22 protein-coding genes are annotated in these 21,493 nt (G+C 72.9%); 15 read left to right on the top strand and 7 right to left on the bottom strand.

Features of this window, described 5'->3' with window-relative positions; genetic code table 11:
- Positions 1 to 8: 8 nt before the first annotated feature.
- Positions 9 to 1,496 (bottom strand): aldehyde dehydrogenase family protein, encoded by a 1,488-nt coding sequence (locus HNP84_RS03285; RefSeq protein WP_185047781.1) that lies wholly within the window; start codon positions 1,494 to 1,496, stop codon positions 9 to 11.
- A gap of 119 nt (positions 1,497 to 1,615) precedes the next feature.
- Here HNP84_RS03285 and HNP84_RS03280 point away from each other — a divergent pair, with 119 nt between their 5' ends.
- From HNP84_RS03280 to HNP84_RS03260, 5 genes are read left to right on the top strand one after another with little or no spacing between them, the layout of a single operon-like run.
- Positions 1,616 to 3,004 carry an amidohydrolase family protein gene (locus tag HNP84_RS03280; RefSeq protein WP_185047780.1) on the top strand — a complete coding sequence of 463 codons (1,389 nt, stop codon included), beginning with the start codon at positions 1,616 to 1,618 and terminating at the stop codon, positions 3,002 to 3,004.
- Positions 3,005 to 4,027, top strand: coding sequence for a zinc-dependent alcohol dehydrogenase (locus HNP84_RS03275; RefSeq protein ID WP_185047779.1), 1,023 nt, complete (start codon positions 3,005 to 3,007; stop codon positions 4,025 to 4,027).
- The gene (locus tag HNP84_RS03270) at positions 4,024 to 5,283 is read left to right on the top strand and encodes an FGGY-family carbohydrate kinase (RefSeq protein ID WP_185047778.1); all 1,260 of its coding nucleotides are present in this window, start codon (positions 4,024 to 4,026) and stop codon (positions 5,281 to 5,283) included. Before HNP84_RS03275 ends, HNP84_RS03270 begins: the two co-directional genes overlap by 4 nt.
- A gap of 39 nt (positions 5,284 to 5,322) precedes the next feature.
- The gene (locus tag HNP84_RS03265; protein ID WP_185047777.1) at positions 5,323 to 5,691 is read left to right on the top strand and encodes a VOC family protein; all 369 of its coding nucleotides are present in this window, start codon (positions 5,323 to 5,325) and stop codon (positions 5,689 to 5,691) included.
- 13 nt (positions 5,692 to 5,704) lie between these two features.
- Positions 5,705 to 6,127 (top strand): VOC family protein, encoded by a 423-nt coding sequence (locus HNP84_RS03260; RefSeq protein WP_185047776.1) that lies wholly within the window; start codon positions 5,705 to 5,707, stop codon positions 6,125 to 6,127.
- Here HNP84_RS03260 and HNP84_RS03255 read toward each other — a convergent pair.
- Complete coding sequence (locus tag HNP84_RS03255) at positions 6,075 to 7,133, bottom strand: aldo/keto reductase (RefSeq protein WP_185047775.1); 1,059 nt, start codon at positions 7,131 to 7,133, stop codon at positions 6,075 to 6,077. The two genes, HNP84_RS03260 and HNP84_RS03255, sit on opposite strands and share 53 nt — an antisense overlap.
- Before the next feature lie 206 nt (positions 7,134 to 7,339).
- Here HNP84_RS03255 and HNP84_RS03250 point away from each other — a divergent pair, with 206 nt between their 5' ends.
- The 9 genes from HNP84_RS03250 (at position 7,340) to HNP84_RS03210 (ending at position 17,446) form a co-directional block, all read left to right on the top strand.
- Complete coding sequence (locus tag HNP84_RS03250) at positions 7,340 to 8,491, top strand: aromatic ring-hydroxylating oxygenase subunit alpha (protein WP_185047774.1); 1,152 nt, start codon at positions 7,340 to 7,342, stop codon at positions 8,489 to 8,491.
- A 19-nt stretch (positions 8,492 to 8,510) separates the two neighbouring features.
- The gene (locus HNP84_RS03245) at positions 8,511 to 8,963 is read left to right on the top strand and encodes a VOC family protein (RefSeq protein ID WP_185047773.1); all 453 of its coding nucleotides are present in this window, start codon (positions 8,511 to 8,513) and stop codon (positions 8,961 to 8,963) included.
- On the top strand, positions 8,960 to 9,331 hold the full coding sequence (locus HNP84_RS03240) for a nuclear transport factor 2 family protein (RefSeq protein WP_312923572.1): 372 nt from the start codon (positions 8,960 to 8,962) through the stop codon (positions 9,329 to 9,331). The genes HNP84_RS03245 and HNP84_RS03240 overlap by 4 nt, the downstream gene beginning before the upstream one ends.
- A 27-nt stretch (positions 9,332 to 9,358) precedes the next feature.
- Positions 9,359 to 10,162 carry a class I fructose-bisphosphate aldolase gene (locus HNP84_RS03235; RefSeq protein WP_185047771.1) on the top strand — a complete coding sequence of 268 codons (804 nt, stop codon included), beginning with the start codon at positions 9,359 to 9,361 and terminating at the stop codon, positions 10,160 to 10,162.
- Positions 10,159 to 12,231, top strand: coding sequence for a hydantoinase/oxoprolinase family protein (locus HNP84_RS03230; RefSeq protein ID WP_185047770.1), 2,073 nt, complete (start codon positions 10,159 to 10,161; stop codon positions 12,229 to 12,231). The genes HNP84_RS03235 and HNP84_RS03230 overlap by 4 nt, the downstream gene beginning before the upstream one ends.
- Position 12,232: 1 nt before the next feature.
- Positions 12,233 to 13,795, top strand: coding sequence for a hydantoinase B/oxoprolinase family protein (locus HNP84_RS03225; protein ID WP_185047769.1), 1,563 nt, complete (start codon positions 12,233 to 12,235; stop codon positions 13,793 to 13,795).
- Positions 13,792 to 15,255 (top strand): class I adenylate-forming enzyme family protein, encoded by a 1,464-nt coding sequence (locus HNP84_RS03220; RefSeq protein ID WP_221335747.1) that lies wholly within the window; start codon positions 13,792 to 13,794, stop codon positions 15,253 to 15,255. Before HNP84_RS03225 ends, HNP84_RS03220 begins: the two co-directional genes overlap by 4 nt.
- A gap of 13 nt (positions 15,256 to 15,268) precedes the next feature.
- Complete coding sequence (locus tag HNP84_RS03215; protein ID WP_185047768.1) at positions 15,269 to 15,901, top strand: RraA family protein; 633 nt, start codon at positions 15,269 to 15,271, stop codon at positions 15,899 to 15,901.
- A 288-nt stretch (positions 15,902 to 16,189) separates the two neighbouring features.
- On the top strand, positions 16,190 to 17,446 hold the full coding sequence (locus HNP84_RS03210; RefSeq protein WP_185047767.1) for an MFS transporter: 1,257 nt from the start codon (positions 16,190 to 16,192) through the stop codon (positions 17,444 to 17,446).
- Here the strand turns inward: HNP84_RS03210 and HNP84_RS03205 are convergent.
- The 4 genes from HNP84_RS03205 to HNP84_RS03190 form a co-directional block, all read right to left on the bottom strand.
- The gene (locus tag HNP84_RS03205; RefSeq protein ID WP_185047766.1) at positions 17,366 to 18,121 is read right to left on the bottom strand and encodes an MBL fold metallo-hydrolase; all 756 of its coding nucleotides are present in this window, start codon (positions 18,119 to 18,121) and stop codon (positions 17,366 to 17,368) included. The two genes, HNP84_RS03210 and HNP84_RS03205, sit on opposite strands and share 81 nt — an antisense overlap.
- A gap of 9 nt (positions 18,122 to 18,130) precedes the next feature.
- Entirely contained in the window at positions 18,131 to 18,460 is a 330-nt protein-coding gene (locus HNP84_RS03200; protein WP_185047765.1) for a hypothetical protein, read from the bottom strand.
- A 97-nt stretch (positions 18,461 to 18,557) separates the two neighbouring features.
- Positions 18,558 to 19,037: a nuclear transport factor 2 family protein gene (locus HNP84_RS54690; RefSeq protein WP_185047764.1), complete on the bottom strand. Its 480-nt coding sequence runs from the start codon at positions 19,035 to 19,037 to the stop codon at positions 18,558 to 18,560.
- Positions 19,034 to 20,014: an aldo/keto reductase gene (locus HNP84_RS03190; RefSeq protein WP_246517716.1), complete on the bottom strand. Its 981-nt coding sequence runs from the start codon at positions 20,012 to 20,014 to the stop codon at positions 19,034 to 19,036. The genes HNP84_RS54690 and HNP84_RS03190 overlap by 4 nt, the downstream gene beginning before the upstream one ends.
- 62 nt (positions 20,015 to 20,076) lie before the next feature.
- Here HNP84_RS03190 and HNP84_RS03185 point away from each other — a divergent pair, with 62 nt between their 5' ends.
- Positions 20,077 to 20,973, top strand: coding sequence for a LysR family transcriptional regulator (locus tag HNP84_RS03185; protein WP_185047762.1), 897 nt, complete (start codon positions 20,077 to 20,079; stop codon positions 20,971 to 20,973).
- On the opposite strand, the gene HNP84_RS03180 is transcribed toward HNP84_RS03185, so the two are convergent.
- Positions 20,955 to 21,440, bottom strand: a complete 486-nt coding sequence (locus tag HNP84_RS03180; RefSeq protein ID WP_185047761.1) for a MarR family winged helix-turn-helix transcriptional regulator — start codon at positions 21,438 to 21,440, stop codon at positions 20,955 to 20,957. The two genes, HNP84_RS03185 and HNP84_RS03180, sit on opposite strands and share 19 nt — an antisense overlap.
- Positions 21,441 to 21,493 lie beyond the last annotated feature (53 nt).

The raw sequence follows: 21,493 nt of genomic DNA, 5'->3' as shown, positions 1-21,493 counted from the left end.
TGTAGGGGTTATGAGCGAATTTGGATGTTGACGGCCTTCAACCGGGTGTAGGCGTCGATGCCGGTACGGCTGTGCCCGCTGGAGCGGCGGGGCTCGCCGCGCCCGCCGTTCATGTCGGGGGCGAAGTGGCAGTTGACGTTGACCTCGCCGCAGTCGAGCGCGTCGGAGACGCGGAAGGCGCGCTCCAGGTCGCGGGTGAAGACCGTGCCGTTGAGGCCGTAGCTGGTGCCGTTGGCCAGGGCGATGGCCTCCTCCTCGGTGCGGAACGGCATTGCGGCCAGCACCGGGCCGAAGACCTCCTGCTGCTCGATCTCGCTGCCCGCGCGCACGCCGCTCAGCACGGTCGGCGGGACGAACGTGGCGCGGCTGCTGCACGCGACCGACGGGCTGCCCACCACCTGGGCGTCGCCCGCCGCCACCGCCCGGGAGACGAAGCCGCGCACCTTCTCCGCGTGCTGCTCGGTGATCAGCGGGCCGATGAAGGTGTCGTGGTCGAGGGCGTCGCCGATCGGCAGCCCGGCCGCGGCGGCGGCCACGCCCTTGACGACGTCGTCGTAGACCGACTCCTCGACCAGCAGGCGGCTGCCGGCCACGCAGACCTCGCCCATGTTCACGAACGCGGCCATCATCGCCCAGCCCACCGCCTGGTCCAGGTCGGCGTCGGCGAAGACGATGACCGGCGACTTGCCGCCGAGCTCCAGGTGGGTGGGGGTGAGGTTGCGCGCGGCCAGGGACATCACGCGGCGGCCGGTCTCGGTGCCGCCGGTGAGGCTGATCAGGTCCACCCGGGGGTCGGTCACGAGCTGCTCGCCGACGGTCTCGCCCGCGCCCAGGACGATGTTCAGCACACCGGCGGGCAGGCCGCAGCGGGTCAGGATGCGGCCCAGCTCGACCAGGGTGACCACGGCCTCCTCCGGCGGCTTGGCCACGATCGAGCAGCCGCCGGCCAGCGCCATGGCGATGCGCTGGCTACCGGTCATCAGCGGGCCGTTCCACGGCAGCAGCTCGGCGACGACGCCGGCGGGCTCGCGCATGCGCATGGTGAGCAGGTCGGGGCCGCCGCCGGGCAGCAGCTCCGGCGGGAAGGAGCTGCGCCGCACGTCGCCGTGCAGGGTGCGGGCGACCGCCGCGGCGTAGGAGAAGGCGTTGGCGGCCTCGTAGACGTCGTTGGTGATCGCGCCGGCCACGGCCTTGCCGGTGTCCAGGGCCTCCAGCGTGGCCAGCCTGGTCGCGTCGGCGCGGATCTCGGCGGCCACGGCGTCGAGGAGCTGGGCCTTCTGCGCGCCCGGCATGCGCCGCCACTCGCCCTGGTCGTGGCTGCGCCTGGCCGCGGCGAGCGCGGCGCCGACCTCGGCGGTCGTGGCCTCGGCGTACGACGCGGGGCTCTCGCCCGTCGAGGGGTCCACGATCGGACGTGTCGGCCCCTCGCGCGATTCGCGGCCGTCGATGAGCTGGGGCAGCGGATCGGCATCCAACCATGCCGGGTCGTAACGCATGCGGTCAGCCTCCCGTCACGCCCGGGGCCGGGCATTGTGTTCCTGGCATGGAGTACGCCCGAGTTCTTGTGCTCCGGGGCGGATGACCTGAGCAACCGGTCAACCTAGCGTTCGGTCCCATGGCGTTCAATCCTCCGGATCTCCTGATCACCGGTGGCGACGTCGTGACCATGAACCCGCACCGCGAGGTGCTCGTGGGCGGCACGGTCGCGGTCGCCGGTGACCGGATCGCCGCGGTCGGCGGCACGCGCGAGCTGCGCGAGCGCTGGCCCGGCACCCCCGAGCTGGACGCCACCGACTGCGTGGTCACCCCCGGCATGATAAACGCCCACCAGCATCTGACCGGAGACCCGCTCACCCGCGCCTGCATCCCGGACGACATCGGGTCCGACGAGGCGATCCACCAGTGGGCGGTGCCGATCCACGCGGCGCACGGCCCCGACGACGAGGAGCTGTCCGCGCTGCTGTCCAGCGTGGAGAACCTGCGCAACGGGGTCACCACGATCATCGAGGCCGGCACCGTCGCCCACCCGGACCGGGTGGCGGCGGGCATGAGGCGGGCGGGGGTGCGCGGGACCATCGGCGCCTGGGGCTGGGACGTCCAGGGCGCACCCCACGCCGCACCGGCCCAAGAGGTGCTCGATCGCCTGCGGGCGGTGATCGAGTCCCACCCGGCGGGCGGTCTCGTCGAGGGCCGCGTGACCCTCGTGGGCCACGGTCTGGCCTCCGACGAGCTGCTCGCCGGCGCGGCGGATCTGGCCCGCGCGACCGGCGCGGGGATGACCATGCACATGTCACCGGGCCGCGGCGACCCGGTGCACTACCTGGACAAGCACGGCCGCCGCCCGCTGGAGCACCTGGCCGCGCTGGGCGTGCTCGGCGGGCACCTGCTGCTCGCGCACGCGGTCTGGCTGGACGACGCCGAGATGAGCGCGCTGCTCGCCAGCGGCACGGCCGTGGCGTACTGCCCGTGGGCGTACCTGCGGCTGGGCCAGGGCGTGACCCGGGCGGGGCGGCACGCCGAGATGGTACGCCGGGGCGGGCGCGTCGCGCTCGGCTGCGACGCCGCGAACGCGGGCGACGCGGCCGACATCCTGCGCGCGGCCGCGCTCGCCGCCGGGCTCGCCAAGGACTCCTCCCTGGACACCGCCGCGCTCGGCGCCCCGGAGGCGTTCGAGATGGCCACCATCGGCGGCGCGGAGGCGGTGGGGATGTCCGCGCGGATCGGCTCGATCGAGGAGGGCAAGCTCGCCGACCTGGTCGTGCACGACGCGACGGGCCCGCAGTGGACACCGCGCGGCGACGTCGCGCACCAGCTCGTGTGGTCCACGGACGGGCGCTCGGTCCGGGACGTCTTCGTGGGCGGGCACCATGTCATACAGCGGGGCCGCTGCACGACGGTGGACGAGCGCGCCCTGCGCAAGGAAGCGGCGAAGCGGTCCGCCGATCTGCTCAAGCGGGCCGGCATCGCCGTACGCAACCCCTGGCCGCACCTGAGGAGTCACTAGATGAGAGTCGCCGTTGTCACCGCGCCCGAGGCCGTGGAGCTCCGCGAGGAGCCCACGCCCCAGGTCGGGCCCGACGAGGTGCGGGTGGAGGTCGGCGCCACCGGGCTGTGCACGATGGAGCGCCGCCTGTACTCCGGCGAGAAGAAGTTCTACCCGGTCGCCCCGGGCCACGAGGTCGCCGGGCGGGTGGCCGAGGTCGGCGCCGCGGTGGCCGAGCTGCCGGGCTCGCCGCGCGTGGGCGACACGGTCACGGTGGATCTGCTGACCCGCTGCGGCACCTGCGCCGCGTGCCGGCGCGGGCGTACCGCGCTGTGCAAGAGCCCCCAGGGCGGCACCCTGTCCGACGGCACCGTGTCCTTCGGCGCCGGGCTGTCCGACAACGTCGTGGTCAAGGCCACCCAGGTGTTCCCCACCGGCACCGCGCCGATCGAGCACGCCGCGATGGGCGAGCCGCTGGCGTGCGTGGCGCACTCGCTGCGGCTGGGCGGGCTGCGCGCGGGCGACCGGGTGGCGGTGATCGGCGCGGGCTACATGGGCCGCGTGCACCTGGCCCTGGCCCGGCACCGCGGCGCGGCGTCCGTGGGCCTGATCGACGTCAGCGCCGACCGCCTCGCCGAGGCCCGTACGGCCGGCGCCACCTGGACCGCCGCCCCCGACGAGGCCGTGGAGCTGGGCGGCAAGCAGGACCTGGTGTTCGTCACCGCGGGCGCGCCCGGCGCGCTGGAGCTGGCGGTGAGCCTGTGCGACGACGGCGGCACGGTGGTGCTGTACGGCGCCTTCGACAAGTCGCTGTCGGTGGGCGTGAGCCCGGACGCGATCCACCACCACGAGCTGTCCATCGTCGGCGTCTACAGCCACGAGCCCGAGGACTGGCGCGAGGCCGCCGCCCTGATCGCCTCCGGCGTCCTCGCGGCCGACCTGGACGCCCTGGTCACCGCCCGCTTCCCGCTGGACGCCGTCGCCGACGCCTTCAAGCTCGCCGCGACCTCCCCCGTCTACCGGGTGCTGGTCGGTGGCGCATGATCGAAACGGTTCTGGGGGTCGATCTGGGCTCCAACTCGGCGCGGGCGGTCGCGCTCGACCGTGACGGGACCGTCGTGGCGTCCGCGTCCGGGGGGTACCCGGGGGCGGGGCTGTGGCCGGACGGGTGGGCCGACCCCGAGGGGTGGCTGTCCGGCGTCGTCGAGGCGATCACGCGGGTGGGCGTGACGCCGGTGGCGATCTGCGTGGGCGGGCAGTCGCCGACCACCGTGCCGGCCGACGGCGGGATGGCCGTGACCGTACGCCACCCGGCGGGCGTCACCGGATCGCCGACGGAGCAGCACTACGCGCAGCGCGAGGTGCTGGGCGTCGATCGGGTGCTCCAGGTCTACGACTGGCTGATGGGACGCCTGGGCGCGCCCGCGTGCCAGTCGCGGTGGCCGGGCGACCCGACCATGGAGCACTACGGGCCGCGTGCGGAGACCGGCGAGGTCGTCGGGCGCACCGACGGCTCGCACGGGCTGCCCGAGGGCATCCCGCTCGTGGCCGGGGCGCAGGACGCGTACATGGCGTTCTGGGCCGGCGGGCTCGACGTGCCCGGACGCGCGCTGGACCCGGGCGGGCGCACCGGCGGCCTCGCCGTCGCGATCGAGCGCACCGGAGCCGGCACCGACCTGTACGCCCTGCGCAGCCCCGCCGCCGGGGTGGACATCGTCGGCGGGCCGGTGAGCGGCCACGGCCTGATGCTGGAGTGGCTGGCCGGGCTGACCGGGCGTACTGTCCCCGAACTGCTGAAGCTGGCCGAGCAGGTGCCGCCGGGCGCCGACGGGGTGCTGCTGCTGCCGTACCTGGAGGGCGAGCGCGCGCCGCGCTGGAACCGGGACCTGCGCGCGGAGATCACCGGGCTGGGCTCGGCGCACGGGCCGGGCCACCTGGCCAGGGCGGCGCTGGAGGGCGCCGCGTACGGCCTGCGGCACATCGCCGCCTCGCTGCCGATCCCGATGGACGTGATGGTGGTCGCGGGCTCGCCGGCCACCAGCCCGCTGTGGTGCCAGATCAAGGCCGACGTGCTGGAGGTCCCGGTCGAGGTGCCCGCGGAGACCGGGCTCGCCGCGTACGGCTCGGCGCTGGCGGCGGGCGCGGGGGCCGGCTGGTGGCCCGCCCCCGGCGAGGCCGAGGGCGGCTCGTGGCCCCGGCCCGCGGTGACCGTCGTCGAGCCGTCCCCCAAGGCCGTCTACCGGGAGGCGTACGAGCGCTTCGTCGCACTCGGCGACGCCGCGGAACAACGCCTGAGCTGAAACCCGCCGCACGAACGGCACGACCGGAAAGGCCCCCTCATGCCCAATCCAGTGATCTTCGTCGATTTCCCGACACCCGACCCCGAGGCCATGTCGGCCTTCTACGAGAAGCTGTTCGGCTGGCAGATCAACCGCCGCCCGGCCGGCGAGTTCCACGAGGTGCTGCCCGGCGTCAAGCCCAACCTGGGCATCCACCGCGAGGAGACCCCGGTCACCGGGCCGGTGCCGCGCGTGTACGTGATGGTGGACGAGCCGCCCGCGTTCCTGGCCCAGGCGGTCGAGCTGGGGGCCACGGTGCTGTGGGAGGAGACGTACTGGGAGGAGTTCGACGGCCGCCACGCGGCGTTCCGCGACCCCTGGGGCAACGAGATCGTGCTGTGGCGCGACAAGGGCACCTACTACAAGTGATCAGGAGCTGACCGTGGCGAACACGCTGGTTTTCGTCGATCTGCCGACGCCCGACATCGAGGCGACCTCGGCGTTCTACAAGGAGCTGTTCGGCTGGACCATCAACGGCCGGCCGCAGGGGGTCTTCCACCAGGTGGTGCCGGGCGAGGGCCTGCACCTCGGGCTGTGGAGCGAGCGGGAGCAGGTGCCCGACCCGGCGCCGCGCCCGCCGCAGCCCCGCTCCGGGCTCCAGCCGCGCACGTACATCCTGGTGGACGGCCCGCCCGGGGAGTACCTGAACAAGGCGGTGATCCTGGGGGCCACCGCCTTGTGGGAGCAGACCTACTGGGAGGAGTTCGACGGGCACCACGCGTCGTTCCTGGACCCGTGGGGCAACCAGATCGTCATGTGGTGGAAGCCCGCCGACCCGGCTGGTGAGGACGCCGGCGAAGAGTAGCGTCGGTCAGGGCCGGAGGGGTGTACCCGATGTCGTAGGAGCTGAGGCTGGTCCCGGGGGGCACGATCTCGTCGATCGCGTCCAGCACGGCCGGGGTCAGGCTCACCTCGACGGCGCCGAGCTGCGAGGCGAGCTGGTCCACCGTGCGCGGGCCGATCACGGCCGAGGTGACGGCGCGGTGCGACAGCACGAAGCCGAGGGCCAGGTGGATCAGCGACATGCCCGCCTCGGCGGCGAGCGCGCCCAGCTTCTCGGTCAGCTCCAGCTTCACCTCCCGCACCGACTCGGCGCGGAAGTCGAAGTGCTCGGCGTTCGTGCTGGCCCGGGAGTCCTTCGGCGGCGGGGCGTCGCGGCGGTACTTGCCGGTCAGCCATCCGCCGTTGAGCGGGCTCCACACCATCACGCCCAGGCCGTACCTCTCGGCGACCGGGAGCGAGGCGGCCTCGGCGTGCCGGGCCAGGATCGAGTACGAGAGCTGCTCGGTCGAGAAGCGCTCCCGGGAGCGCCTCTCGGCGGCCCACTGGGCCTCGACCAGTTCCTCCGCCGGGAAGGACGAGGTGCCGATGGCGCGCACCTTGCCCTGGCGCACCAGGTCGGACAGCGCGCCCAGCGTCTCGTCGATGTCGGTGAGGGGGTCGGGGCGGTGCACCTGGTAGAGGTCGATGTAGTCGGTGTCCAGCCGGCGCAGGCTGTCCTCGACCGCGCGCATGATCCAGCGGCGCGAGTTGCCCCGCCGGTTCGGCGAGTCGTCCATCGGGTTGTTGAACTTGGTGGCGAGCACGATGTCGTCGCGGCGGCCCTTGATGGCCCGCCCGACGATCTGCTCGCTCTCGCCGAAGGAGTACACGTCGGCGGTGTCGATGAAGTTGATGCCCGCGTCGAGCGCGGTGTGCACGATGCGGCGGCACTCGTCCTCGTCGGTGGTGCCCCACGAGCCGAGCAGCAGCGTGCCGAGGCAGAGCGGGCTGACCTGGATGCCCGTACGGCCGAGAGTTCGGTATTCCACCTGTACGACCCTGCCACGTCCGGCGCTCGCGTACCGATGGCTTCCGGGAGCAGTGCCGACCCCCGATCTTTGGGCTGGGGGCACATGGAGGGGCCGGGGAGCCCGGACATAGCGTCCGAGACGTCGGCCAGTCGCAGTTGAGCAGGACGGGAGGCAATCTCTTGCTCGCGGATGAGAAAGCGGAGCGAGCCCTGCACGAACGGGTCGTGCAGCGGCAAGCCCAGTGGAAGCGTGAGAGCGAAGGGCTGGTCGAGCCGCCGCTGCCCAGCGACATGCTGCAGCCGTGGGAGATCTGGGACAAGGACCTGTTCGACCTGGAGATGATCCGGGTCTTCGGCCGCTCCTGGGTCTGGCTCGGCGACACCGAGGACCTGCAGAAGCCGGGTGACTACATCACCGGCATGATCGGTTCCCAGCCGGTGCTGGTCATCAAGCAGGAGGACGGCTCGGTCAAGGGCTTCCTGAACAACTGCCGCCACCGCGCCGCCGGGCTGGCCTTCGAGCCCGCCGGGTTCTGCAACAAGGCGCTGGCGTGCCCCTACCACGCCTGGACGTACGGGATCGACGGCCGGCTGCTGAGCATCCCGGACATGGACCGGATGTACGGCCCCGACTTCCCCAAGGAGGAGTACGGGCTGGTCCCGATCCGGGTGAAGGTGGCCTTCGACAAGCTGGTGTTCGGCTGCCTGTCCCGCAAGGCGCCCACGTTCGAGGAGTGGATCGCGCCGCTGCTGCCGAGGTACGAGAAGTACAAGATCGGCACCTTCAAGCGGTACCACCGCGAGCTTGACGAGGTCTACCCGATCAACTGGAAGGCGTTCGTCGAGAACTCCAACGACGACTACCACGTGCGGTTCGTGCACCGCCGCCTGAACAAGGTGCGCAAGCAGATGGACACGATCGTGCGCTTCGAAGGGCGCACGACCAGCGGGTACAAGCCGCACGCGGACAGCTTCGACATGTCGGCGGGGCGTACGGACCTGGACACGCAGGACCTTCGGGGCAGCTACGCGGAGTTCATCTACCCCAACCTGACGCCGCTGCCGTACGCCTCACAGCTCATCATGGTCAGAGTGGACCCGATCGCACCCGACAAGTCGCGGCTGTTCTCCCGTATCTACGGGCTCAGCGACGACATCGAGCTGCAGAACCGGGAGCTCGACAACCTGGCCCTGACCAACAAGGAAGACACCGACATGGTGACCCAGCTCATGGAGAACCTGCGGTCGCCTTTCTACCGGGTGGGGCCGGCGAGCACCTGGGAGGGCCGGGCGCAGCACATGATGCGCCTGATCCGGCAGGACGTCGCCACGCCGCTCGATCCGGACGAGTTCGACGGGCCCGTTGACAAGGACTGACCCCTACAAAGGAGTAGATGTGCTCGGCAAGAAGCTCACCGAAGCGCGCTGGACCCACGTCGCGCTGCCCAGCTCCGACCTCGACAAGGCGATCGAGTTCTACACCACCATGACCCCGCTGGTCCTGGTCTCGACGCACGAGGACGCCTCCGGGCGCAACGCGTGGCTGTCCAACGACAAGCAGGTCGAGACGCCCTTCGTGCTGGTCCTGGTGGAGTTCACCAAGGACAAGGGCAAGAAGCAGCCGCAGCTCACGCCGTTCGCCCACCTCGGCATCGAGGTGCCCAACCGCGAGGACGTGGACCGGATCGCGGAGAAGGCCCGCGAGATGGGCTGCCTGCACTGGGAGCCGCAGGACATCCCGCCGCCGGTGGGCTACGTCTGCGCGCTGACCGACCCCGACGGCAACGTGATCGAGATCTCCCACGACCAGAAGGTGTACGAGGAGGTTCGCACGCTTTGGGGGCAGTGACCCGGCGGGCGGTGGTGCGTTACGTCAACGCGCTGAACCGCCACGACCCCGACGAGATCGCGGCCTGCGTGGCGCCCGACTTCTTCAACGAGCACACGTCGGTGGCCGGCACCAGCCTGCGCGGGCGCGACGCGTACCGCGAGCGGCTGCCCGGCTTCCTGGACGAGTTCGCCGGGCTGAGCTACGAGATCGAGGACGTGATCGTGGACGGGGACCGGGCCGCCGTGCCGTACCGGATGACGTTCTTCTACAACGGCGCTCCGGTGCGCATCCGCGGGATCTTCCGCTTCACCGTCGAGGGTGAGTTGATCACCCACCGGGTCGACTACTGGGACGGCGCCGACTTCGAGCGTCAGATCTCGCGCTGATTCATCTTCGCTGGAAAGGGAACCACCGTGCAGTACACCTCCGCCGTGGGGGCGGGCAAGCTCCGCCGGATGCGCCGGATGTTCGGCGACGACGGGCGCAGCGTCTTCGTGGCGATCGACCACGCGGCGTACATGGGCGAGGGACCGCCGCTGGGCGAGCCGATGCGCGAGATCGCGGCCGGGCGGCCCGACGGCGTGCTGGCGACCTGGCACCTGGCCCGCGCGTACGCCGGCGAGTTCGCCTCCTCCGGCCTGGTGCTGCGGGTGGACGGTGGTTCCTCCGAGCTGGGCGACCTGCCCGCGAACGACCTGAACCAGATCATGTACAACGCGGAGCAGGCCGCCAGGCTCGGCGCCGACTGCGTCGTGGTGCTCGCCTTCCCGGGCGCGCCCGACGAGGACAAGTCGCTGGGCCGGCTGGCCAGGCTGGTCGCCGAGTGCGAGCTGCTCGGCCTGCCGGTGATGGCGGAGATGATCCCGGGCGGCTGGGCCCGCGCGGTGCCGTGGACGGCCGAGAACGTCGCCCGCGCGGCCCGCATCGGGGCCGAGTTGGGCGCGGACATCATCAAGACCGTCTGCCCCGGCCCGCCTGAGGAGTTCGCCAAGGTGGTGGAGACCTGCCCGGTGCCGGTGGTGGCGCTGGGCGGGCCGAAGATGGACAACGAGGACCAGCTCGTCGCGGTGGCGCGGGGCGTGGTCGAGGCGGGCGGCGCCGGTGTCGCGTTCGGCCGCAACGTGTGGGGCTCGGAGAAGCCGCGCCAGCTCGTGGAGCGGCTGCGCGAAGCCGTGCACGGGGCCGCATCCGGGGCCGCATCCGGGGCCACACGGTGAGCGACTGGCGGCTCGCCGTCGACATCGGCGGGACCTTCACCGACGTGGTCCTGCTGGAGGCGGAGTCCGGGCGCGTGGTGGTGGAGAAGACCCTCACCACGCCCTCGGCCCCCCTCGGCGGCGTCCGTGACGGGGTGATGTCGGCGCTGGCCAAGGCCGGCATCCGCCCGGCCGACATCACCCGCCCGATCGTGCACGCCACCACGCTGATCACCAACGCCCTGATCGAGGGCAAGACCGGTCGTGCGGCGCTCGTGACCACCAAGGGCTTCGGCGACACGCTGGAGATCCGCACCGAGCACCGCTACGACATGTACGACCTGCAGATCGAGTTCCCGGCGCCGCCGATCCCGCGCGAGCTGGTCTTCGAGATCGACGAGCGCACGATGGCGACCGGCGAGGTCCGCCTGGCCCCCACCGAGGCCGCGCTGGACGAGCTGGCCGCCGCGATGTCCGGCGTGGAGGCGGTCGCGGTCTGCCTGCTGAACTCCTACGCCAACGCCGGCAACGAGCGCGCGGTGGCCGAGGGCCTGGCCAAGCGGCTGGGCGTGCCGGTGTGCGCCTCCTTCGAGGTCACCCCGCAGATCCGGGAGTACCCCCGGATGATCACCACGGCGTGCAACGCCGCCACGATGCCGGTGATCGGGCCGTACCTGGAGGAGCTGGAGCGCTGGCTGCGCGAGACCGGCTTCGGGGCCTCGGTGCTGATGATGCTCTCCAACGGCGGCGTCATCTCCGCCGCCGACGCGCGCAGGGTGCCGATCCGGCTGGTGGAGTCGGGCCCGGCCGCGGGCGCCCTGGCCGGCGTCTGGTACGCCCGCCGCCTGGGCGAGGACCGCCTGTTCTGCTTCGACCTCGGCGGCACCACGGCCAAGTCGTGCCTGATCGAGGACTACCGGCCCGAGCTGACCAACGAGTTCGAGGTCGCCCGGGTCTACCGGTTCAAGAAGGGCTCGGGCTACCCGTGCTCGGTGCCGTCGGTGGACCTGGTGGAGATCGGCGCGGGCGGCGGCAGCCTGGCCCGCATCGACGACCTGGGCCTGCTCAAGGTGGGCCCCGACAGCGCGGGCGCCGACCCGGGCCCGGTGAGCTACGGGCGCGGCGGCACCGTCCCGGCCACCACCGACGCCGACCTGGTGATGGGCCTGCTCGACCCGGCCTACTTCCTGGGCGGCGAGATGCCGCTCGACCTGGACCGGGCGCGCGAGGCGTTCCAGCCGCTCGCCGAAGGGCTGGAGACCAGCCCCGACGAGGCCGCGGTCGGCGTGTACGAGGTGATCAACCAGAACATGGCCGCGGCGGCGCGCATGCACGCCGTCGAGCGCGGCATCGACCTGCGCGGCGTGTCGCTGATCGCCTTCGGCGGCGCCGGCCCGGTGCACGCCTGCGGCGTGGCCGCGCTGCTCGAAGCGCCCCGGGTGATCTTCCCCGTGAACGCCAGCGTGCTGTCGGCGTTCGGCACCCTGGTCAGCCCGGTGCGGATCGACCTGGCCCGCAGCATGGTCCGCACCCTCGGCGACGGCGTGGAGGCCGATCGCGACGCGCTGCTGGACGAGATGCGCGAGGAGGGCAGGCGCATCCTGTCCTCGGCCGGGGCCGACGCGGCGGGCGTGCGGTTCCGCTACGGGCTCGACGCGCGCTACGCCGGGCAGGGCAACGAGATCACCGTCTGGGTGGGCGAGGGCGAGAGCTGGCCGCTGACGGTGGCCGAGACCGCCGAGGAGTTCCACCGGGCCTACGAGCGGGTGTACGGCCTGCGCATCCCCGACGTCGCGGTCGAGGTGGTGACCTGGCGGGTGGCCGCCTGGTCCGACGCCCCGCCGTTCGAGGTGCCCGCGCTGCCCGCCGGGAGCGGCACGCCCACGGCGTACGGGACCCGCAGGGCGCGGTTCCGGCGCGGTGCGGAACCGCTCGACGTGCCCGTCTACCGGCGCGCCGAGCTGGGCGCGGGCGACAGGTTCGCCGGCCCCGCGCTGGTGGAGGAGCGCGAGACCACCTCCGTCGTGCCCGACGGCTGGACCTGCGAGGTCGCGGCCGACGGCTCCATCATCGCCACGCGGGAGGCGTGACATGGCCGTGCGGACCTTCGACGCGATCGAGCTGGAAGTCCTGTGGGGCTCGCTGGTCTCCACGGTGAACGAGCAGGCCAGGGCGCTGCAGCGGGCCGCGTTCAGCCCGATCGTGCGCGAGGCGGGCGACCTGGCCAACGCGCTGTTCGACCGGCGCGGCCGGATGGTGGCCCAGGCGGTGACCGGCACCCCCGGGCACATCAACTCGCTGGCCATCGCGGTGCGCAACATCCTGGACCGGCACCCGGTGGACTCGCTGGAACCGGGCGACGTGCTGATCACCAACGACCCGTACAAGACGGCCGGGCAGCTCCTGGACGTCACCGTGCTGGTGCCGGTGCTCCGCGACGGGCGGGTGATCGCGTTCTTCGGCTCGACGATCCACCACACCGACGTCGGCGGGTACGGCATCGGCGCGGGCGCGCGGGACGTGTTCGAAGAGGGCCTGTGGATCCCCATCAGCAAGCTGATGACCGGCGGCGAGCGCAACCCGCCGGTGTGGGACTTCATCCTGGCCAACGTGCGCCAGCCCACCCACATGGCCGGCGACCTGCACGCGCAGATCGCCTCCGGCGAGGTCGGCGCGCAGCGGCTGCGCACGCTGCTCGACACCTACGGCCTGGACGACATCGAGGACCTGGCCGACGTGGTGATCGAGCGCTCCGAGGACGCCACCCGGCGCGCGATCAAGGGGCTGAAGGGCGGCACGTACGAGGCGACCTCGGTGCTCGACCTGGCCGACGGCTCGGAGATCACCATCAAGGTGGCGGTGACGATCGACGCCGCGGCGGGCGAGATCCTGGTGGACTACACCGGCTCGTCGGGGGCCAGCCCGTACGGCATCAACGTGGTGAAGAACTACACCCACGCCTACACCACGTTCACCCTGCGCAGCCTGCTCAACCCGGAGATCCCCAACAACGCCGGTTCGCTGGCGCCGATCCGGGTGGAGGCCCCCGAGGGCAGCATCGTGAACGCGGTGCCGCCGTCCCCGTGCACCGCCCGGCACGTCGTGGGGATGTTCCTGCCCATGCCGCTCCTCGGGGCCATGTCCCAGGTGCTGCCTGACGCGGTCATGGCCGAGGGCTCGGCGGCGGTGTGGACGATGCAGGTCAGCGGGCAGCACGACGACGGCCGCCCGTTCATCACGGCCATGTTCACCTACGCCGGGGGCGTCGGGGCGCGGGCGAGCAAGCCCGGCCTGTCCGCGACGTCCTACCCGACCGGGGTGGCGGCGGTCCCGATCGAGGTCGTGGAGGGGTCGGCCCCGATCCGGTTCCTGCGCAAGGAGCTGCGCCGCGACTCCGGCGGCGCGGGCCGCTTCCCCGGCGGCCTGGGCCAGACCATCGAGTTCACCGTGGACACCAAGGCGCCGTGGACCCTGAACGCGGTGACCAGCCGGCTCGCGCGCGGGCCGCGCGGGGTGTTCGGCGGCGGCCCGGGGGCCACGGGCCGGTTCCTGGTCAACGGCGAGCCGGTGCGCACCCAGGCCAGGATCACGCTGCAACCGGGCGATGTCGTCCGCCTTGAGCTGCCGGGCGGCGGCGGATACGGGGCCCCGTGACGTTCACCGCACGCTGGACGGCCGCCGTCGCGGCCGGCGCCGACCGGCCCTTCCTGATCTGGGAGGGGCCGGACGGCGGGGTGACCGAGTGGACGTACGGCGAGTTCGACGCGCTCGTGGACCGGGTGGCGGGCGGGCTCGCCGCGCGCGGCGTCACGCCCGGCGCCCGGGTCGGGCTGGCGCTGCGCAACTCGCCGGCGTTCGTGGCGATCTGGCTGGCCTGCGCCAAGCTGGGCGCCGCGATGGTGGCCTGCGACCCGTCCGCGCCCCCGGCCGAGCTGGCCGGGCTGCTGCGCCGCACCTCGGCGGTGCTCGCCGTACGCGCCGAGGGCTTCGACGCCGGCGTCCCCGTGCTGGAGGTGTCCGAGTCGGACGTCACGCTCGACTCCCTGGCCGGGCCGGCGGTGGCGTACGGGCGGCCGGGGCCGCTGGACCCGCTCGGCCTGATGTTCACCTCCGGCACCACCTCCGCGCCCAAGTGCGTGGTGGTCACCCAGGCCAACTACGCCTTCGCCGGCGACGTCATGGCCGCCGCGGCGGCGCTGCGGGCCGATGACTGCCAGCTCGTGGTGCTGCCGCTGTTCCACGCCAACGCGCAGTACTACTCGTTCGCGGCGGCGATCTCCGCCGGGGCGAGCGTGGCGCTGATGCACGCGTTCTCGGCCACCCGCTTCCTCACCCAGGCGGCGCGGCACGAGGCGACCCACGCCAGCTTGTTCGCCGCGCCGATGCGGATGATCCTGGCCCGGGGCAACACCCCCGTCCCGGGGCTGCGGCTGGTGCACTGCTGGTACGCGCAGAACCTCACCGACGAGCAGTACGCCGAGATGGCCGCGCTGCTCGGCTGCGCGCCCCGGCAGCTCTACGGCATGACCGAGACGATCCCGGCCGTGCTGACCAACCCCGCCGTGGGACCGCTGCCCCGGTCGATGGGGCGCACGACGCTGGGGTGCGAGGTCCTGGTCGCCACGCCGGGAACCTGCGAACCCGCCCCGCCGGGCACCGAGGGCGAGATACTCGTCGGGGGTGACCCGGGCACGACCCTGTTCGCGGGCTACCTCGACGATCCCGAGACCACGAGGGCGTCGTTCCGGGGGGACTGGTTCGTGACCGGTGACCGTGGCACCGTCGATGACGACGGCAACGTGTTCTTCGCCGGGCGCGGCGGCGACGTGCTCAAGGTGGCGGGCGAGAACGTCTCGGTCGTGGAGATCGAGAGCGTGATCGCCGGGCATCCGGGCGTGTTCGAGGTGGCCGTCGTGGGCGAGCCCGATCCGGTGCGGGACGAGGTGCCCGTCGCGTACGTCGTGCCGCGCGACGGCGCCGACGTGCGCGATCTCGGGGACTGGTGTGCGGAGCGGCTGGCCAAGGCCAAACGGCCGGCCCGGTTCGAGGTCGTGGAGGCGCTACCCCGCACGTCCGTAGGCAAGATCCGCAAATTTCTCCTTACCAGGCACTAAGGGGTGATTTACCGTGGTCCCTCCGACCACCGCGATCGCAGACGTACTCCAGCTCCGGGGGCAGAACGGCTGGCTCAGCCCGCCGCTGCGGCCCGTCTACCGGTCGCAGGCCATCCTGGGCGCCGCCCGGACGATCAGGCTGGCCAAAGGCCCCGGACCGGAGGGCCTGAAACCGCTGCATCGGCTGCTCGATGAGGATCTCGAAGGCCGGATCATCGTGATCGCGGGCGCCCAGGTCGCGGCGGGTGCGGTCTGGGGCGAGATCCTGACCAGGGCGGCGCTGGCGAGCGGGGCCTTCGGGGTGCTGGTCGAGGGCGGGGTGCGCGACGCCGACTCCTTCCGCGACCTGGAGCTGCCGGTCTGGGCCCTGTACGAGGCGACCGCCGGTCCCGGCTTCGACGTGCACGTGGCCTCGATCGGCGAGCCGGTGGAGATCTCCGGGGTGACCGTGACCGACGGCGACTCGATCGTCATGGACTGGAACGGCGTCGTGGTGCTGCCGAGCGACGACGACGTGCTCGGCGACGCCTGCGCGTACGCCGACGCCGAGGAGAACGTGGTGATCGCGCTGCGCGACGGCAGCACGCTGGCGGAGGCGTACCGCTACAAGGCCGACATGGTGGCCAAGATCCGCACCATTCCCTGAGCCCGCATTCCGCACGGACCGGTTCTCCGCTGGTAACGAGGGTGCCGGGATCGCCACTCTCCCTGATCGTTACCGGTCGTCAAGCGGGAGTGCGGAATGCAGGCTGAGCGCCCGGGGTTCCCGAGGGCGCGCTGGAGCCTTGGGGGGCGGGCCGATCGCGGGCAACGGTCGGCCTGAGCCTTGAGCCTGCGCCTGGCTCAGGCAATTTATGCCGACACACCCCCGTAAACAGCGATTTACTACCCAAAGGTAGAATCATCCCTGGAATTTCTGGGGGTGAAGCGAGCGGTGTCGTCGCGACGCGTGCTGCTCTTCTGGTCCATCGGCGTCATCGCCTACGTCATCGCGGTGTTCCACCGCCAGTCCCTCGGCGTCGCCGGCCTCGAAGCCGCCGCCCGGCTCGGCGTGGCGTCCTCCGGGCTCGCCATGCTGGCGATGCTCCAGCTCCTCGTCTACGCCGCGATGCAGATCCCGGTCGGCATGCTGGTGGACCGGTTCGGCTCCAAGCGCATGCTGATCACCGGCGCGGCCGTGATGTCCTGCGGGCAGCTCGTCTTCGCCCTCGGCGACGACCTCCTCCTCGCCGTCACCGGCCGGATGCTCATCGGCGCGGGCGACGCGATGACCTTCATCAGCGTCATCCGGATGATCAACCTGTGGTTCCCGGCCCGCCGCAACCCACTGCTGGTGCAGCTCACCGGCCTGCTGGGGCAGCTCGGCGCGGTGGTGTCGGCGGTCCCGCTGATCCACAGCCTGCACGAGTACGGCTGGACGGCCACGTTCCTGGGCGCGGCCGGCATCGGCGTGGCCGCGGTGCTCATGCTGGCCGCCGTGCTGCGCGACCGGCGTCCCGAGCCCGGCGCGCGGGAGCCGGTGCTGCGCGCCGCCTGGGCCCAGCCCGGCACCCGGCTCGGCATGTGGACCCACGCCGCCACCCAGTCGTCCGCGGCGGCGTTCCTGCTGCTGTGGGGCTACCCGTTCCTGGTCGAGAGCCAGCACCAGACCCCGGCCGCCGCCGGCGTGCTGCTCACCACGACCACCCTGGTCGGCATGGTGTGCGGCCCGCCGCTCGGCTACCTGGCCGGGCGCTTCCCGCTGCGCCGCTCCTGGATGGTGCTCACCGTGATCGGCGGCACGGCCGCCGCCTGGACCGCCGTCCTGCTCTGGCCGGGCCGCGCCCCGCTCTGGCTGCTGGTCGTCCTGGTGGTGGTGCTGGCCTCCAACGGCCCCGGCTCCATGATCGGCTTCGACTACGCGCGCACGTTCAACCCGGCCGCGCGCATCGGCGTGGCGACCGGCATCGTCAACGGCGGCGGCTTCGTCGCCTCGATGGCGGTGATCGCCCTGGTCGGCGTGCTGCTCGACGCGACCGGCGGCGACTACCGCGCGGCCCTGGCGGTGCAGTATCCGGTGTGGGTGCTGGGCGCGGTGCAGGTGCTGCGCTACCGGGTCAAGGCCCGCAGGCTACTCGCCCAGTTGGAGGAACGGCTCGGCGAAGTGGGCGGTGGCGAGCACGCCGCGCTCGGCGCGCAGCCGGTCAAGTAGCTCCGCCCGCGTGGCCGCAGCGCGCACCGGATCGTCGTCGTAGACGTAGGTGACAGCGGGGTCGCGGAGCTGCACCGGGTGCAGCACCAGGTCGCCGGTGATCGCCACGTCGCCCACCCGCACGACCTGGTGCCCCGGCGTGTGGCCGGGCGCGAGCACCACCTTCACCCCCGGCACCACCTCGGCGTCGCCCTCGACCAGGTGCACCCGCTCGCCGAGCGGGCGCAGCACGCCCTCGCGCACCGGCCCGGCCGCCGCCTCCGCCTCGGCGCGCTGGAGCACGTGCCGGGCCCGCCCGAACACGGCCTCGCCGCCCGCGACGGCCCCGCTCGCGTGGTCGCTGTGCAGGTGGGTCAGGATCACGGTGTCCACGTCGGCGGGCGCGACGCCCACCCGGGCCAGCTCGCCGGCGAGCCCGCCCGGCACCGGCGCCCAGCTCGCCGCCGGCGACCCGGCGTCGCCGATCCCGGTGTCCACCAGCACCGTACGCCCGCGCCGGTCGCGCAGCAGGTAGCAGTGGAAGTGCAGCACCCACACGTCCTCGGCGAAGTCCTCCGCCCGCGACCCGGGAAAGGTCTCGGGCAGGGGCTTGCGCAGCGAGGGCCCCATCGGGCCCACCGCGTCGCACAGCGGCACGATCTCGATGCCGCCCGCCGTCCGCGCCTGATGTCCCATCGGGCCAGCCTACGCCCGCGCGACCCCTGCCCCTTCGAACACCAGCGCGCCCGTGCGCAGGTCGCGCCGCCCGCGCATCACGACGCCGCCGTACATGTAGGCGGGATATCGCGACAGCGGATTGGGCCAGGCGCTGCGGATCTTGCCCTCCGCGCCCGGCTCCGGCATGTCCCCGAGCGCCTTGAGCAGCGCCTTCATCGCGTCACCCCAGGTGCGCGTCACCCCGGACACTTCGTGCCCGCCCGCGTCGGTGGCGTCCCAGACGAACACCGGCGCCCCCCGCATCGCATGAGAATCCGCCAGTACGGTCCCCAGATCCCTGATGCCAAGCTCGGCCATGAATTCATGAGACAGCGCCGGGCCCGGGTCGGGGCAGTGCGAGCGCGGGACACTGAGAGCCGGACGCGCCTCGCATGCGGTACGGTGCCGCGCTCGCCTAATCGGCGTACTGGAGGTCGGCGCGGACGATCTTGCCGTCGGCGACGGTGAAATCGTAGTGGGCCCGCCAGCCGTCGCTGCCACCGGGGGCCCAGTGTACGAGCAGCTTCTGACCGTCGCGGCGGGGCTCGACGATCTCCAGCACGTCGAGCCTGCCCCCGATCACCTCGCGCTCGGCCCAGCCCCGGATCTCCTCGGCCCCCCGGATCTCGCGCGAGACGTCCACGATCACGCCGTCCTCGGCGAAGGACGCCACGAGCGCGTCCAGGTCCCGTGCGTTCACCGCGTCCACGTACGCCTGCGCCGCCGGATCGACCCCCCGCACCGACGACGCGACGGGCGCCGACGCGGAGGGCCGGGCAGGGGTCGGCGTGAAGGTCTGGGCAGGAGTCTGGGCGGGCGGCTCCGCCGGGCCCGCGCACGCCGTGCACGCCGCCGCCAGCGCCAGCGCGGCCAGCGCCCTCGTCCCGGCCCTCACAGCAGGGTCCCGCCGCTGACGTCGAACTTCTCCAGGGCCCGCTCGATCCGGGCCAGCGTGTCCGGGTGCAGGGTGAACCCGGCCGCGGCGGCGTTCTCCTCGATGTGGGCCGGGGTGCGGCTGCCCGGGATCGCCACCACGTGGTCGTCCTGGTACAGCAGCCAGGCCAGGGCGAGCTGCGCCGGGGTGATGCCCAGATCGACGGCGAGGTCGCGTACGGGGGCGTAGCGGTCGTAGTTGGCGGCCAGGTTCTCGGCGGAGAAGCGCGGCGCGTGGCGGCGGAAGTCGTCCGCGCCCACCTCGCGCACGGCGCCGGCGAGGAAGCCGCTGCCCAGCGGGCTCCACGCGACCAGTCCCGCGCCCAGCTCGCGCGCGGCGGCGCGCAACTCCGGGTCCACCGGCCGCCACATCGACCACTCCACCTGCACCGCCGCGATCGGATGCACCGCGTACGCCCGCCGCAGTTGGTCCGCGGTCACGTTGGACAGCCCGAGATGGCGCACCAGCCCGGCCTCGACCAGCTCGCCCATCGCCCCCACGGTCTCCTCGATCGGCACCCCGGGGTCGGGGAAGTGCAGGTAGTACAGGTCGATCGCGTCGGTGCCCAGGTTGGCCAGGCTGCGCTCGGCGTACCGGCGCACCAGGCGCGGTTCGGCGTTCACCCGCAGCTCCCCGAACGCGTAGCCCACCGGGAAGGACCGGCTCGGCTCCCCCTCCGGCACCGCCAGGCCGAACTTGGTGGCCAGCACCACCTCGTCCCGCCGCCCCTTGATCGCCCGGCCGACCAGCCGCTCGTTGTGCCCGTCGTCGCCGTAGCCGTCACTGGTGTCCACATGGGCCGCCCCCGCGTCGAGCGCGGCCCGCAGCGCCCGTCCGGCCCGGTCGTCGTCGATGTCGCCGTACATGCCGGGCGAGAGCACCATGGCCCCGAAGCCGATCGCCGGCACCCTCAGCCCGCCCAGCTCGCGTGTCCTCATACCGGACATCCTGGGTCCGGCGTCGCCTTGCGGTCCAAGACCAGCCGGTATAGCCATTGGTTATGGACGTGCATCTGCGGGATCTGCGGTACTTCGTCGCGGTGGCCGAGGAGCTGAACGTGACCCGTGCGGCGCAGCGGCTGTTCGTGTCGCAGCCCGCGCTGTCCAAGCAGGTGCGGATGCTGGAGCGGCAGCTCGGCTTCCCGCTGTTCGAGCGGGTGCCGGCGGGGATGACGCTGACGCCGCACGGTGAGGCGCTGCTGTCGTACGCGCGCGAGACGCTGGAGCGGTGGAACGCCGGGGTGGAGGCGGCGCGGGGGGCGGTGCCGAGCGGGACTCTGGTGGTCGGCATGCAGACGGCCGTGGGCCGGGGCATCCAGCAGCGGGCCCTGCGCGCGTTCCGCGCCGCCATGCCGGGGTGGGAGCTGTCGCTGCGGCTGGTGAAGTGGTCCGATCCGAGCGGGGGGCTCGCCGACGGCAGCTCCGACGTGGCCTTCGTCTGGCTGCCGGCGGTGCCGGGGCTGCGCACGCGGGTGCTGTCGGTGGAGCGCAGGCTGATCGCCATGGCCGAGTCGCATCCGCTGGCGGGCAAGGAGGAGGTCACCCTGGACGACCTGCGCGAGGAGCCGTTCATCGCGCTGCCCGCCGAGGCCGGCCCGCTGCGGGACTTCTGGCTGGCCCGCGACGCCCGCGACGACGAGCCGGTGATCGCGGCGACGGCGGGCACCGCCGATGAGACCTTCGAGGCGGTCACCAGCGGGCTGGGCGTGGCCCTGATCGCGGAGGGCAACGCCACGCTCTACTCCCGGCCCGGGGTGGCGTACCGGCCGGTGCGCGGCCTGGCCCCGGCCGAGCTGGCCATCGCCTGGCGGGCGGACGACACCCGCCCCCAGACCCGCGCCTTCCTCGCCGCGCTGCCCGGCGGGCGGGGGGACGCGGGTCAGCGCGCCTCGGCGTAGCCCGTGGCGGAGGCGGTGACGCGGCGCAGCACGTGCTGCAGGTCGGCCATCGTCTCGGCGTCGATGCCCATGGCCTCGGCGATGGTGTCGGGGACGTGCGCGCACCGCTCCCGCAGGGCGTGCCCCTCCTCGGTGAGCGTGACCTCGACGGAGCGCTCGTCGTCGGGGCGGCGGTGCCGGCTCAGCAGGCCGCGCGCCTCCAGCCGCTTGAGCAGGGGGGAGATGGTGTTGTAGTCGAGCCGCAGTTCCTCGACCAGCTCGCGCACGGTGCTGCGCCGGCGCTGCCACAGCAGCACCAGCACGAGGTACTGCGGGTAGGTCAGGCCGAGCGGGTCGAGCAGGGTGCGGTAGACCGCGGTGACGCTGCGCGAGGCGGCGTACAGGTCGAAGCAGAGCAGCGGCGACAGCGGCCCGGCGGGAGCGGTCCCGGTCCCGCCGGAGATTTCGGTCGGGGAGGATGGTGCCATGCACCGATTCTAGCCCAACCAGCAACGCTTACGATTTGCTCGTACACGAGGAA

The organism is Thermocatellispora tengchongensis, assembly GCF_014202315.1.
Classification (GTDB): Bacteria; Actinomycetota; Actinomycetes; order Streptosporangiales; family Streptosporangiaceae; genus Thermocatellispora; species Thermocatellispora tengchongensis.
Note: the sequence above shows the minus strand (reverse complement) of the source record. Positions and strands in the feature narration are given on the sequence as shown.